14 protein-coding genes are annotated in these 14,709 nt (G+C 54.0%); 1 reads left to right on the top strand and 13 read right to left on the bottom strand.

Going from position 1 to position 14,709, the window contains the following annotated elements; genetic code table 11:
* Window positions 1-9 precede the first annotated feature (9 nt).
* From yhbY to spoVAC, 10 genes are all read right to left on the bottom strand, one after another.
* Complete coding sequence (gene yhbY / locus MHH82_RS08935) at window positions 10-300, bottom strand: ribosome assembly RNA-binding protein YhbY (protein ID WP_009592173.1); 291 nt, start codon at window positions 298-300, stop codon at window positions 10-12.
* 100 nt (window positions 301-400) lie between these two features.
* Window positions 401-1,267, bottom strand: coding sequence for a shikimate dehydrogenase (locus MHH82_RS08930; protein ID WP_340965285.1), 867 nt, complete (start codon window positions 1,265-1,267; stop codon window positions 401-403).
* A 53-nt stretch (window positions 1,268-1,320) separates the two neighbouring features.
* Window positions 1,321-2,448: a ribosome biogenesis GTPase YqeH gene (gene yqeH / locus MHH82_RS08925; RefSeq protein ID WP_015734157.1), complete on the bottom strand. Its 1,128-nt coding sequence runs from the start codon at window positions 2,446-2,448 to the stop codon at window positions 1,321-1,323.
* Window positions 2,445-2,975 carry a YqeG family HAD IIIA-type phosphatase gene (locus tag MHH82_RS08920; RefSeq protein ID WP_015734156.1) on the bottom strand — a complete coding sequence of 177 codons (531 nt, stop codon included), beginning with the start codon at window positions 2,973-2,975 and terminating at the stop codon, window positions 2,445-2,447. The genes yqeH and MHH82_RS08920 overlap by 4 nt, the downstream gene beginning before the upstream one ends.
* Window positions 2,976-3,210: 235 nt before the next feature.
* Entirely contained in the window at window positions 3,211-5,451 is a 2,241-nt protein-coding gene (locus MHH82_RS08915; RefSeq protein WP_340965282.1) for a DUF4129 domain-containing transglutaminase family protein, read from the bottom strand.
* Window positions 5,448-6,695 carry a DUF58 domain-containing protein gene (locus MHH82_RS08910; protein ID WP_015734154.1) on the bottom strand — a complete coding sequence of 416 codons (1,248 nt, stop codon included), beginning with the start codon at window positions 6,693-6,695 and terminating at the stop codon, window positions 5,448-5,450. Before MHH82_RS08910 ends, MHH82_RS08915 begins: the two co-directional genes overlap by 4 nt.
* Before the next feature lie 2 nt (window positions 6,696-6,697).
* Complete coding sequence (locus tag MHH82_RS08905; protein ID WP_009592163.1) at window positions 6,698-7,654, bottom strand: AAA family ATPase; 957 nt, start codon at window positions 7,652-7,654, stop codon at window positions 6,698-6,700.
* Between the two features lie 179 nt (window positions 7,655-7,833).
* Window positions 7,834-8,184: a stage V sporulation protein AE gene (gene spoVAE / locus MHH82_RS08900; protein ID WP_340965277.1), complete on the bottom strand. Its 351-nt coding sequence runs from the start codon at window positions 8,182-8,184 to the stop codon at window positions 7,834-7,836.
* Window positions 8,185-8,188: 4 nt separating this feature from the next.
* Entirely contained in the window at window positions 8,189-9,202 is a 1,014-nt protein-coding gene (gene spoVAD, locus MHH82_RS08895; protein ID WP_145035268.1) for a stage V sporulation protein AD, read from the bottom strand.
* Between the two features lie 7 nt (window positions 9,203-9,209).
* On the bottom strand, window positions 9,210-9,698 hold the full coding sequence (gene spoVAC, locus MHH82_RS08890; RefSeq protein WP_015734151.1) for a stage V sporulation protein AC: 489 nt from the start codon (window positions 9,696-9,698) through the stop codon (window positions 9,210-9,212).
* A 558-nt stretch (window positions 9,699-10,256) separates the two neighbouring features.
* Between spoVAC and MHH82_RS08885 the strand changes: the two genes are divergently transcribed.
* Complete coding sequence (locus tag MHH82_RS08885; protein ID WP_009592187.1) at window positions 10,257-11,330, top strand: M42 family metallopeptidase; 1,074 nt, start codon at window positions 10,257-10,259, stop codon at window positions 11,328-11,330.
* 74 nt (window positions 11,331-11,404) lie between these two features.
* Here MHH82_RS08885 and MHH82_RS08880 read toward each other — a convergent pair whose 3' ends face one another.
* The 3 genes from MHH82_RS08880 to MHH82_RS08870 all read right to left on the bottom strand — a co-directional run bounded on the left by MHH82_RS08880 (window position 11,405) and on the right by MHH82_RS08870 (window position 14,664).
* Window positions 11,405-12,808: an MFS transporter gene (locus MHH82_RS08880; protein ID WP_036666192.1), complete on the bottom strand. Its 1,404-nt coding sequence runs from the start codon at window positions 12,806-12,808 to the stop codon at window positions 11,405-11,407.
* 101 nt (window positions 12,809-12,909) lie between these two features.
* Complete coding sequence (locus tag MHH82_RS08875) at window positions 12,910-13,572, bottom strand: cysteine hydrolase family protein (protein WP_015734148.1); 663 nt, start codon at window positions 13,570-13,572, stop codon at window positions 12,910-12,912.
* A gap of 48 nt (window positions 13,573-13,620) precedes the next feature.
* A complete protein-coding gene (locus tag MHH82_RS08870) occupies window positions 13,621-14,664 on the bottom strand; it encodes an ABC transporter substrate-binding protein (RefSeq protein ID WP_145035264.1) in 1,044 nt (347 codons plus the stop codon).
* Window positions 14,665-14,709 lie beyond the last annotated feature (45 nt).

Genomic DNA, 14,709 nt, shown 5'->3' with positions numbered 1-14,709 from the left:
CCGGCCCCCCTACGGCAGTTCGATGGTTTTGTGGTCTTTCGATTCTTTATAAAGCACGATCGTCTTGCCGATCACCTGCACCAGCTCGGCTCCGGCTCCTTCAGCAAGCTCCTGGGCGATTTCGCGCGGGTCTTCAAGACAGTTGTTGAGCACGGATACCTTCATGAGTTCCCGCTTCTCGATCGCCTCGGAGATATGACGGATCAGATGCTCGTTGCTGCCTCCCTTGCCTACCTGGAACAGCGGATCCAGATGATGGGCGAGCGAGCGTAAATGTCGTTTTTGCTTTCCTGTTAACATGCTTGGTCATTACTCCTTAAACATTCAATTATTAAAGCCTGCTGCTTGTCGAAAGCTATATTGTAGCTTTTGCATAAGCATTAATCAATAAACAAAGATATTAAGACTCGGATTGGAAGCTGGTCAGAACGGCTTCCTTCATGGCCTGCACGGGTGCCGTCAGACCCGTCCAATATTCGAATGCATAGGCGCCTTGATTAATGAACATTCCAAGCCCGCCGTGTATGGTGCATCGCCGAAGCTTGCCTTGCCGCAGCAGCTCGGTCTTCAACGGATTGTAGATCAAATCGCTGACAACGATCCCTTCACGTATGGACTCCGGCGGAATGGGAAGCTCCGAAACCCGTGGAAACATGCCCACCGAGGTCGTGTTAATGATTACATCGGCATCCGACAACGCCTCTCCGGCATGTTCCTCTCCGTACCCTCTCAAGTCCGCAAGCGAGCTCCACTCCTCGGCAAGCGCCAATGCTTTGGCGGACGTCCGATTTACAATGGATATCTTCTCGGGCCCTTCGCCGATGAGGGCATAGATGATGCCTCTTGCGGCACCGCCCGCACCAATGACAACGATGCGCTTTCCCTTCAGGTCGGGACAGGCTTCATCCTTTAATGAACGAACATATCCGATGCCGTCCGTATTGTAACCCGTCAATTTGCCGTTGTCATTGACGATGGTGTTCACGGCACCGATGCGCAGCGCCCCTTCATCGACGACGTCCAAATACTTCATGACTTCCACCTTGTGCGGGATCGTTACGTTCACCCCTCGAAATCCCAGTGCTTTGACGGCCTGGATGGCGTCGCCCAGGCCCTGCGGACGAATATGAAGGGGGACGTACGCTCCTGACAAACCGAGGGCGTTAATCGCCGCATCATGCATGGCCGGCGATTTCGAGTGGCCGATCGGATCCCCCATTACGCCAAGGAGCAAATAATCACGCTCGTTCATTGGATTCACTTTCATTTCTCCTCTGCCTCTCCCATGATAGCCGGACGGTTACCATTGGGATATATCACTTATATCAGGGATGGACGCGACAGGACTTTGATTCCTTTAGGTACATGAACCGCTACGAGCGCTCCCTGCTCACCGTTGATCTTGATCCAGCCGAGTCCCGAGATAAACACGTCTTGGCGCGCACCTTTAGGAATACGGATTTCGTGCCTCGTCCATTCCGGAAGCTCTTCAAGCCGTTCCTTGGTCGGCGGGGACAGCAGCTCCCCGGCATGCTCCGCAAATAGCGAATCCGCCCGTTCCAGCTTGGTCCGATGAATGCCGAGCCGGCCGCTGATGAAACAAGTAAAGGATTGATGCTCCCCTTGCAGAAAATCAAAGCGGCCGAAACCTCCGAAGAAGAGGGTCTGCCCTTCGTTCAGCTGGTATACCATCGGCTTCAGCGGATTCTCCGGCATGACCGTCCCCAGATCCTCACGGCTCACGAGCTCGCTGTAGCGCCATGGGTACACAATGCCGGGCGTATCAATAATATACCGGCCGTCATCCAGCGGAATATTGACCATATCGAGCGTCGTTCCGGGATAACGGGAAACGGTCAGCTCCTGGTCCAGATCGCTGTAGTCGCGGATCAGGCGATTGATCAAGCTGGATTTCCCCACGTTCGTGGCGCCGACCACATAGACATCCCGGTCGCCCCTGTAATGCGCAACCGTCTCCAGCAGCCGCTCAAAGCCTTGGTTCTTCTTCGCGCTGCAGAGCACGATGTCTTCCGTTCTCAGGCCATGCTCCTTGCACTGCTTCTGCACCCAATTCAGAACCTTGTTCCAATTGGTCACCTTCGGCAGAAGATCGGTTTTGTTAACCGCCAGAATCACCGGATTGTTGCCGACAAACCGCTGCAGCCCTGAAATCAGGCTTCCTTCAAAATCGAAAAGATCCACGATGTGAATGACCAGCGCATTCTTGCCGCCGATCTGTCCGAGCAGCCGTAAAAATTCATCCTGGTCTACGGCGACCGAAGAAGCCTCGTTGTAATTCTTGATACGGAAACAGCGCTGGCAAATAACCGGGTCGCGGTCCCAAGCCTTCTCCGGCAAATAGCCCGGCTTGTCCTGTGCAGCGCTCTGAAGCGGTATGCCGCAGCCGCTGCACTTCTTGATGTCATCTCCGCCTGTAGGCAACGTCATGATTTCGGTTCCTCCTCCATCCATAATCCTTTTTTGCGCAAACGGGTCAAGGCGATGCGTTCCACCCGACGATTGACGAGGCGGGTAAACCATCCTTCATCGTTGATGGCGATGGGCATAACCAGAACCGTATACAAGCCGAGCCGATTCCCGCCGTATACGTCGGTCAGCATCTGGTCGCCGACAACAACCGTTTTCTCCGGAGTGAGCTCCATCATGTTCATCGCTTTGCGAAACGGAGTATTGCTTGGCTTGCGGGCTTCATGCACATACTGGATGTCCAGCGGCGTCGCGAATTTAGATACGCGCTCGAGCTGATTATTCGAGACGATGATGAGCTGGAAACCGATCTCCTTCACTCTTTTGAACCAAACGACCAATTCCGGCGTGGCAAGCGGCGCCTTGGCCCCAACAAGGGTATTGTCCAAATCGGTAATGATTCCACGATACCCCTGCTCATATAATTCCTCCAGGTTAATATCAAAAACCGTGTTGACACGGAGCTTTGGGATTAACATTTCAAACAAATTCGTCACCTCAATTTCATACGAAAAACTATACCATATTCCGGTTCCTTAGTAAAAATAATCACGGCCGGCGCCTTCCTTCTTTCCGGATTGCAATCTTTACCAGCAAAAGACCACCCGGCAGCCGTCGAAGCGGACCGGGCGGTCTTGAAATGACCGATATCAGAACGTATTCATATCAAGCTATCCTGATATCGCAAGAACAACCACTTGTGACGCGGTCTGTCTTCTTGGATTACGTTGATAGACGTTTGTCCGGCACAATGCGGACCTTCTTGATGGACTTCTTCAGCTTCTCGGCATCCTGTTGGACCGAGCGCCACTGCTCTTCCTTCACTTCCGCAGGGCTGTAACGGGCAGCCTCAAACTGCTGCAGCAGCGGTCTCAGCTCTGCTTCCAGTTCAGGATGTGCATATGCCCAGCGGCGAACCGATTCACGGAGCGTTTCATGTTCTTGCCTTACCAATCCCTTGCGCTGAACGGAACGGATCCAGCGTTCCGTCTCGGCAATCACCTTATCCGCTGCCGTCAGCGGCTTGCCTGCCCGAATCCGTGCCCGGGCGAAGCGCAGGCTGATGCGCATTCTCCACAAGATATACAGAATCCACAGCACGATGACAACCACCGCTGCCGTTACTATGATTTTAACCCATCCGGATGATGGATTATCAGAAGTTGGGGCAGGAGCTGCCTCGTCCTCGGCCTTCTCTTCCTCTTCGACTTCCTCTTCGATGACGGGCTCAGCGTCGGCGTCGGCCGTCAGAATCGGCATGCTGAATCCCGGAGTCGCTTCGATCGGAACCCAGCCGTACTCGCCGAAGTAAACTTCAACCCAGGAATGGGCGTCAGCGTTTGTAACGGTATAATTATCAGGCTCGATCGAGGTTTGACCGTCGACCGGAACGTATTCCGAAGCCGTCATCCTGCCGGGGGCGTAACCCTTGACCCAGCGTGCAGGGATATCCAGCGACCGAGTCATCATCACCATGGACGTGGAGAAGTAATCGCAATACCCTTCCATAATTTCGAACAAAAAGGCATCTACGAAATCGTCGCTCTTTTTGAGCGAAAGGTCGGGGGTGTTGGTATAGGTATAGTTGCTCGTTAAATATTGTTGCAAAAGCATAACCTTCTCATACGGCGTGTCTCCGTCCGCCGTAATTTCTTCGGCCAGATCCGATACGCGGTCCGGGAAATTTCTCGGCATCTGGACGTAGGCTTCGTCGAACGAGCCGGAATACAGTTCATCATAAGTTCTGGCGCTCAGCTCATCGATCGGGATGACGGGAACTTCCGACGTCAAGGTATAACTCTTCGGATAGTCCGCATCGCGAACGTCGTCCAAATGCATCTCCGCGCCTTCGGTCACCCAGCTGAGCCGGTCCGGATCGATGTCCTCATCCAGGCTATCCAGCTGACGAACGCTGTAGGCCCCGAACAAGACCGGATACACCGTGTCGCTCAGCATCGTTACCGATTGTTCCAGCTTTTTGGTAGGTACGGAAGAGCCGGCTTCTCCCGCCAAGGAGTCGCCGATGTCGACTCCCGTCCCGGATCGACGGCTGCTGGCTCCGTCAGCCCAGCCCGTGCCCGAGTACACGGCTCTGGTTTCGCCGCGCCAATAGCTGCGTTCTTCCGAGGTGATCGACATCACCGGCGAATAATCAAAATTAAAACCGCCGCCAAGATCGTTATCCTCTCTTCCGTAACCGGACATGCTTTCGGACGCCGATTCGATAAGGGTTCCGGTCCCCGATGTGCCGACGCCGGATAACGGTACCCCGTTCCACTCTCTCCATGCCGTATAAGGATCGGTCAGTGTCGGCTTCACGTGGGGCATGTTCACGCCGGCCACGATAATCAATGAGAAAATGACCAGAATATTGGCGATAATCTTAAACGGATACTTCGACAGATTGACCCATCCTTGAGGAAAGCGTCTGCGGAACCGGTTGAAGTGGCTGGATACGAGCCAGCCCATTCCGGCCCCGACGACCCAAGCAATCTCATCCCACAGCACGATTTTCGTGAAGGAATCCAAAATGGCAAAACTAATGACGTGGATCCCGACTACAAGAAGCACGCGTCCCTTGGTTTTGGCCCAGCGGGCAAGAAAGAGGAACATGGCCCAAGCAGCGATAGCAAACCATAAATAAGGAAAGAGATACAGGAGTTCTTCGGTCAGGAAACTTTCCGCTCCGAAGACAGGAACCGGATTGCCGGAAATTTTCAGCAAACTGTATACGCAATACAGGATCAATAGAAACTGGAGAACCACTCGGTAACCCTGCTTGATCGGCAGCAGCGCTTCGGTAACCGCCGTTATCGTTAAAGCCGCGATAACGATGGCGGTCGTTTCCGACAGCCATATCGTTTCCGTGAAGGATACCCACTGCATCCCCATGATCCAGATCCACAGCATCGTTAACGTGCTGAAGAAGGTCGTCGATAGTTTGTCCAACCATAACTTCATCATGCACCACCTCCCAGCGCAGCCGGAAGCTCATCGAGGGAAGCAACCGAATAACTTGAGATCCCCCGGGATTGCAGGAGCGAAATCGATTCATCGCGTTTTGTTGTTTCTTTGGAAGGAGCGATTTGCAAGAAGCAAGGGTTCATCCCTCTGGTCTCCACCCAGCGCATGATCTCTGAAGCCTCTTTGCCGCTCATCGGGCTGATCAGCAGGAACAAGGCTCCTTTTGGGAAATGGCGATAGGATTTCTCAAGGGCAGCAATCAGCTTGCTCTTCCGGTTATAATCCACGTCAACCAGATGCTGAATCATGCGCATCCGTTCCCCGGCGTGATCGGCCGGAGCGAACATTTGGGTTTCCTGGGCAGCCGTGAACAGCCCCGTCCCCGCATGCTCCTTGGCCCCGTATTCGATCAGCGAAGCGGCTGCCGATACGGCAAGCTCGAATTGCTGGGCATTGTCGTACCCGTCGGCGGCGCAATCCAGAACGATCATCGTTCTGGGGAAGGACTCATGCTCGAATTCCTTCGATTTCCAAGAGCCGGTCTTCGCCGTTGCATTCCAGTGAATCCGGGAGATCCGGTCGCCATACACATAATCGCGGACGCCGTTGATCTGCGTGGTTTCCCGCCTTGCAGCCGACACCGTGGTTTGCGTCCCGCCCAATCTGGAGTTCCGTATGTTCCGCTGCCACTTTGGAATATAAATGGTTCTCGGAAGAACGCGGAAATCCGTTTCAACCTCGATGCGTCCCTTATGCTCCATCAATCCGAAGATATCTTCGCTTATGCATTCCGTCTTGGAAAAAACATATCGCCCGCGTTCGAGCGGAGGAGTCTGGAATACAAGCTTGCCTGCCCCCCGGAGGTTCGGAATGACGCTGTCTTCAAAGGACCAGGAGTCGCCGTTATGCCTCTGCAGCACTTCACGCACGATCATATAGGGCATCGGCAGCAACCCTGGGACATGGACCTCTAGCTTAACGCGCACCTGCTCGCCGGCATGAAGCTGTTCTCCAACGCGCTCCGTTCCCCCAAGGACGACCCGGTGCGCTTTGACGCGATTGACTCCGCCAAAACCCGCGCCGATCAGATAGACCGTCAGAAGGCTGACCATGGAGAAGAGCATGAGCGAGGTTTTCCCTCCCTGGAATAAAACATACAAAAGACATAGGCACCATACCGCCAATACCGCTGCCAGTCTGGACGGCTGCATGCCATTCAAAAATAACGAAACCGCGCGGCGCATGCCTATCTCCCCATCTGAACAGGCACTTTAACCTGACGGAGTATAAACTCAAGCACCGACTCCGGACTCGCATTGTCGAGCCTGGCTTCCGGACGCAGCATGATCCGGTGCGAAAGTACGTAGGGAGCAAGCGTCTTCACGTCATCCGGCAGAACGTAATCCCGCTCTTGCAGGAAGGCATAGGCTTTAACCGCATTCATGAAGGACAGGGTGGCCCGTGGACTTGCGCCCAGCATAACGGAAGGGTGCTCACGGGTCGAGCGGGTGATATTCAGCAGGTAATCGGCAACGGGCTCGCCGATGAATACCTCGCGAATCTCGCGCTGAATGGATGAAATCTTATCCATATGCGTCACAGGCTGAAGCTTGTCCGACAGTTGCCCGTCGCGCGAACGGTACATCAGCTGCTTCTCCGTGGCGGCATCAGGGTAACCCAGGCTCAGCTTCAGCATGAACCGGTCCAGCTGCGCTTCCGGAAGCATATAGGTGCCTTCAAAATCAATCGGGTTCTGGGTCGCGCACAGCATGAAAGGATGCGGGAGTTCGTGGGTAGCCCCGTCCACCGTTACGCTGCGCTCCTCCATCACTTCCAGCAGGGCCGACTGCGTTTTGGTTGTGGCCCGGTTGATTTCGTCCGCCAGCAAAATATTGGTCATGACCGGACCTGGTCGGAAGTAAAACATTTCGTCTCGAGGGTGGAATACGGAAACGCCTGTTATATCACTCGGGAGGATATCCGGGTTGCATTGAATGCGGCGGTAATCCCCCTGCATGGATTTCGCTAGTGCTTTGATCAGTTGGGTCTTTCCCGTGCCGGGCACATCTTCGATCAGTACATGTCCGCCAGCGAGCAGCGCCGTAAGGAGCAATTGGATCTCAAATTCTTTGCCTAGCAGGCACGACTCCAGATTGGTTCGTACCGAGGTAATGATTTTCATGGATTCTTGGCTTACGGGCATGTATGACTAACCTCCTGTAAGGGAATAAATACTTAATTTAGTACTATTGTACATGATCGAAGTCCCGGAGTACATTCGTAGAGATATTTTGGTTGTTCTCCTTCTTACAAGCCCTTTAGGGAAGAAAAAAAAGACCCCGGCATAAAGCCGAGATCTTTTGCTTCTGGATGTTCACGATGTTATCCCTTCGGACGAACTAACAGCGCTGCCAGGAAGGAGAAAATGATCGCCGAGGATATCCCCGCGCTGGTTACTTCGAATATCCCCGTCACGACCCCGATCCAGCCGTCCCTCCCCAGCTCCGTCAACGCGCCGTGCACAAGCGAGTTGCCAAAGCTCGTGATCGGCACGGAGGCTCCCGCTCCCGCGAATTTCACCAGCGGCTCGTACAATCCGAAGCCGTCCGCGATGGCCCCTGCAACGACCAGCGTGCTCATCGTATGCGCCGGCGTCAGTTTAATAACGTCCATCATAATTTGCCCAATGACGCAAATCAATCCGCCAATAATAAACGCCCATAAAAACTGCATCTTGTTATCCTCCCATCTCTAAGGCTACGGCGTGAGCGATACACGGAATGCTCTCACCCTGCTGGTAAGAAAGGGGCGACAGCAAGGCACCGGTAGCAACGACCAGCACCTTTTTCAATTCGCCTTTGCGCATCCGTTTCAAAATATGGCCGTAGGTGACAACCGCCGAGCAGCCGCAGCCGCTGCCCCCTGCGTTGACGTATTTCTGTTTTTCCATGTCGTAGATCATTAAGCCGCAATCGGCAAATACCGTGCCGTCCATGATGACATCGTTCTGCTGCAGGAGGTCCTTGGCAATGGGAAGCCCGACCGAGGCAAGATCGCCCGTCACGATCAGATCATAATCCTTCGCCTGCCGGCCCGTGTCCTTAAAGTGCTTCGTGATCGTGTCGGCCGCCGCCGGAGCCATCGCCGCCCCCATGTTGAACGGATCCTTGATGCCCAGATCGACCACCTTGCCGATGGTGGCATACGTCACGGCAGGTCCGTCTCCCTTGTCCGAAACGACGGAGCAGCCTGCTCCCGTGATCGTATATTGCGCATAAGGCGGTTTTTGCGATCCGTATTCCGTCGGATACCGGAACTGCTTCTCGACGGTACAGTTATGGCTGGCCGTACCAGCCATGACATACTGGGCTCCGCCCGAATCGACAAGCATGGAGGCGACCGCGAGGCTCTCCATCGATGTGGAGCAAGCACCGAACACGCCGATATACGGCACGCCCATCTGTCTGGCGGCAAACGAACTGCTGATGATCTGGTTCATCAAGTCCCCGCCCACGAAAAACTGCAGCTGGTCTTCCTTGATGCCCGCCTTTTCGACGGCTTTTCTCGACGCGTCTTCAAGCAGCTTCCGTTCCGCCTTTTCCCATGTTTTTTCGTTGATCTCAATATTGTCGTAGACAAAGTCGAAATCGTTGGCCAGCGGACCTTCCCCTTCTTCAGGGCCAACGATCGTCCCCGTGCCGATAATGACGGGTTTGTTCTCGAACTGCCATGTTTGACCGATCACCTTCATGATCGCGTTACCTCCCCTCGATGCCGAAAATAGCGTAAATGATACCGATAATGAACGCAGCCACGGTACCAAATACGATCACGGAGCCCGCCAGCTTAAACATGCTGGCTCCGACCCCGAGGACCAATCCCTCTGCACGATGTTCAAGCGCAGCGGAACACATGGAGTTCGCAAACCCCGTGACCGGCACGGCGCTGCCCGCTCCGGCCCATTGCGCGATTTTGTCATATACGCCGAAGCTCGTCAGAATGACGGAGAGGATGATCAATACGGCGACCGTGGGATTGCTCGCTTCGGTGGTGCTCATATCGAATACGGACATAAAAAAACGCTGAATGCATTGGCCGATCAAACAGATGAGGCCTCCCACCAAAAAAGCGCGCAAGCAATTTTTAAGCACAGCGCGGGGAGGCTCATGCTTTTTGGCAATCGTCTGATATTCCGCCGAGCTCATTGTGGTGATATCAGACTTAGGCTTTTGGTTGGAGCCTGACATTTCAATACACCTCCGCAATTGGTTAAGTATGGAATCCCTTGAACAAACGCTGAAAAGCCGCTATGGATATCACTCACATATCATTATGCTTTGAATGATCTCCCTTTATGTTTGGAAAATCATCCTTCTCGCCCACGCATCATGGCTTGTCCGGCCATAGTGACGTCAACGCGAAAATCAGCTTCCAGGAGCATCCCGAAAGCTGAAATTTAAACTCGCTGACTTGATTCGTTTGAAGCCGGCCGTTATATAAGAATGTATTTCAATAAAATGACGAGTAGGATGAACAAGACCATAATGAGCAGAAGTTCTCGGACTTCGGCATGATAGTCGTATCCATCAATCCCATGGCGGTTCATATTCTGCCCCTTCCCGCTGACAACAAACATCCACATGTTTTTCTATATCGTATTCCCGTCCAGGATAGGGGGTGCTTGTTCCAGTTACATTTATATAACGCAGCCTGATGATGCCGGCTTTGTAGACTTTTCGGATGTATAGGGGCATACTAGAAAAGGAAAAACTCTTACATACCTTTTCTAAAGGAGCGATTTCGTCATGAATGAATCAACACTGGAATTATTCCGTACATTAACGGAATTCCCTGCTGCACCGGGCTTTGAGAGGGAACTCCGTTCTTGGGTGAAGGATGCCCTCTCTCCATATACAGATGAGTTCGTGCAGGATCGGCTGGGCAGTTTGTTCGCCGTCCTTCGCGGTAACGATGAAGGTCCGAAAGTCATGGTGGCCGGACACATGGATGAAGTCGGCTTCATGGTAACCGGCATTACCGAAGCGGGCATGGTTCGTTTCCAGCCGCTCGGCGGCTGGTGGAGCCAAGCCGTGCTTGCCCAGCGCCTGCAGATCATCACGGACAACGGCCCGGTCGTCGGGGTTGTCGGCTCCATTCCTACGCATCTGCTGGATGAAGCGCAGCGCAGCAAACCGGTCGACATCAAAACGATGTATATCGATATCGGCGCCGACAACAAGGCCGAAGCGGAGTCGTTCGGCATTCGTCCCGGCTTGCAAGTCGTTCCGATCTGCGAATTCACGCCGCTGGCCAATCCGAAAAAAATCATGGCCAAGGCATGGGATAACCGCTACGGCGTAGGCCTTGCCATCGAGCTGGTCCAGGCGCTCCATGGCGAGAAGCTTCCCAACACGGTATACGCCGGTGCGACCGTGCAGGAAGAGCTGGGCCTTCGCGGAGCCCGCACTTCGGCAAACCTGATTCAGCCGGATATTTTCTTCGGTCTGGACGCCAGCGCAGCGAACGACATGATGGGCGACAAGAGCCAGTTCGGCCAATTGGGTCAAGGCGCGCTGCTTCGCATCTTCGATCCGACGATGCTGACCCATCGCGGCATGGTCGAGTACGTTCAGGATACGGCGGAGACAAACAAAATCAAATACCAATACTTTGTGTCGCCGGGCGGCACGGACGCTGGCCAAGTGCATTTAAGCGGCATCGGCGTTCCGTCCACCATCATCGGCATTTGCTCCCGGTATATCCACACCTCTTCGTCCATCATCCACACGGACGACTACGAGGCAGCCAAAGAGCTTCTGATCAAGCTCGTCAAGGGCTTGGACCGCACGACGCTCCAGACGATCCTGGACCGCGCGTAAGCCAAACGGAAATGGAAAGGGGTATCCTGCAGGTCTTGAACAGACCGCGGGATACCCTTTTTTTCTTTCTGCATTTACGAAGATAACGTTTCCTTATGCCTGGCGAAGCGAAACGATATGAGCATCGTGACATAAACGATGGCAACCAACGCCGTATTCAGCACAAATATCATGCGAAAACCGATAAGCCCCCCTGCCGCTTGACCCGGAAGCGCCAGCATGGCACCTCCCGCCGCCGTGCCAAACATCATCCCCAGATTTCGCGACAGCGCCAAAATGCTGCTGATCAGTCCGAGGTCCGTTTTGGACGTCCTGCCCATCACCAGGGAATTGTTCGGCGGCGTGATCAAGCCCATGGAACCGCCGAGCAGGACGATAAGCAGAATCAGGAAGAAGATCGGATACGCAGGCGATACAAAGCCCAGCACGATTAGCGCCGCCGTCATGGCCAGCAAGCCGGCAGACAATAACGGGAACGTCCCCAGCTTGTCCGACAAGCTTCCGCTTAAGGGGGAGAATATGATCAACGACAGCGGGTACCCCATCATGATCAGCCCTGCCGTCGCAGGTTCGATGCCCAGCTCGCTGAGCAAAAACACCGGCAGCACAAGCTGCGCGGAGAAAGCGGCCATATAGGTGATGATGGTAATGATGATTCCGACGCTAACGCCTGCATCCCGAAACAGATCCAGCTTCATAAACGGAAGATGGCCCTTCCCTTTTCGCTCCCAGCGGGAAGACAGGCACCACCCGATGAATGCGGCGGCTCCTGCCCCGAACATCATGAACAGCAGCGTAACCTGCCAGGAACCCCATCCCCACTGAGCCCCCAAATTCACGGCCGTAACCAGTCCGGTTAAGGATATCGCAAAAAAGGCAGCCCCCGGCACGTCCAGCCGGCTCACGCCTTGATCCGGCTCGTCCTTCGGAATGAAACGCTGCGCGAATATCCATGCAACCAGCGAGATCGCCGTAAGCAGCCAAAAATTGCTCCGCCACGAAAACCATTGAATCAAGATTCCGCCAAGGCTCGGACCGATCATGGAGCCCGCAGCCACGAACGTGCTGATTAATCCCAGCGCTTTACCGCGCTGTTCCTTCGGAAACACGGAGATGATGAGCGCCATATTCGTGGCTTGATACATGGCCGCTCCGATGCCTTGAAGAATCCGGGAAGATATCAGACCGTTTAAGGAAGGAGACAATGCGCAGCATAGCGCACCGGCCATAAACACGAAATAGCCGATATTGTGGATCTTCCGCCTGCCCAGCATGTCCCCCAGCTTACCCATGACCGGGAGCAGGATGGAGATGACGAGCAAATATGCGGTCACGATCCACTGTGCCGCGGGGATAGAGGAATCGAATGTTCTTGCGATATCTACAAGCGCGATGTTGAACATGCCGGCCGACAGATTGGACAGAAATGCCCCTAAACATATGGTGTATTGAACAATCATCCTTGATTTGCTGTTCATGCAGGACTCACCCGCTTTATTCATGAATTTCGGTGCCGCTCAGAGAAAAAGCTCCCCCATGCGGAGAGCTTCACTCTGCTTGAACCAGAATACCTTGCAAGCTAACCGATGGCCGGCTGCGCCGCCGATTTCGGCCGCACCGGTTCCTCGGGTTTTTTATCCATCCAAATATCGATAAGATGTGCCACCTCACTAACTTTCCCGAAATAACCCTCGATATTCTCGAGCGTCATGTCATGGGCCTTTTGCGAATACGACGCGCAGGCATCCGCAGCAAGCACGATATGATAATCCAGCATGAAGCCGTCCCGGGCCGTCGATTCCACGCACACATTGGTGCTGACTCCCGTCATGATCAAGGTCTCGATCTTCAGCGTCTTTAATACCGAATCCAGTCTAGTATTCACAAATGCGCTGTATCGATGTTTATTGACAATAATATCGTCCGCCTCGGGCGTGATCTCGTAAAATTCCGCTCCCCAGCTTCCCTTCCGGCACACATGAGCCGAGCGTCCGGAGGACCTGGTCGTCCAGGCCTCGGAATCCGTCGCTCTCTCATGCAGCGTTTGGATGAAGATAATCGGCACATTCAGCTCCCTGGCGGAATGAAGCAGCTTATGCAGCTGCGGCATCATCTCTGCCACCCCGCTAACATCGCAGCCCGCTCTAGGCAATGCCCCGTCCGGATGGCAATAATCGTTTTGCACATCCACCACGATCACCGCCGCTTTGCTTCCCAGCATCAGTTGATTCAAAGATTTCATCGTAACTCTCCCCTTCAGGCACGTATATTTGGAATCATGTTCTAATGCTTACTTCTTGGATTGGTTCACAAACTGCATATCCACCAGGGCATCATAGGTATAATCCCCCTTAAAAATTCCAGTCTCTATCATGACATCCATATCATGCTTCAACGCTTCTTCCGAAATCATCCCGTCCAAGCTCCACAGATTGTCTGCATAGGCACGGTCCAGCGCAGCTTGTATCGCATCCTCGGATAATGTGGGGAATTCGGCTTTCAGATTCTTCTTGGCCAGCTCCTTATCCGACTGGACGACTTCAAGCGCTTCGATGATGGCATCGGTAAAGCTTTGAACGGCTTCCGGATCTTTCTCGATGGTAGACTTCTTCACACTGAGCACCGAATACGAGAAATCCCCGAGATCATGAAATTTGTAAAACGGCTCCTCCCACACGTTCTTCGAAATTCCGTCGCTGATTTGCGGCTCGGCTCCATTGGCGATATCGGCTGCGCCCTGTTGAACCATCGTCACCACCGTGGAGCCGTCGGCCGGCTCCAGCAGCTGCACATCCTTCTCCGGATCGAGCCCCAACTGAATCAGCAGATAGCGGGTTAAGAGATTCGGCGTACCGCCATGGCGGCCGGCGTTAATCTTTTTTCCTTGCAAAAATGCCTTCAGGTCCTCGGGGGAATCGCCCGCAGGCGCGGTGCCTTTCTTAGCCATTAAATACACGTTCGCCCGATTGACGACATTGACGACCGAGATGATCGGGTCGGAATTGTTGTTGTTGGCCAAGGCATTGGACTCCGTCCCGCCGATAACGCCCCAGGCATCACCGCTGACCACGGCGGTTACGTGCGCTCCCCCTGCCGCTTGGATAACCTCGACATCCAGCCCTCTTTTCTCGAAGTAGCCTTCGCGCTGTGCGACGTACAGGGGAAGATAGCCCGTGGAGTGGAGCGGCTCGGCGATCACGATTTTCTTGAGCTTCCCGTCGCCGGAAGCGGAGACGGTGCTGCCGTCGCTTTTCTCGTTGCCGCAGGCGCCAAGCAGGGCGGTGACCATGACCAGTGCGAACAGCAGTGAACGTTTCCTCATTTTTTTGTTCATATGAATTCCCCTTTTTAATAGAAATAGTTCGTTTTGGGTGGATGT

Source organism: Bacillus sp. FSL K6-6540, assembly GCF_038007545.1.
This window is presented reverse-complemented; position numbering and strand designations above follow the sequence as displayed.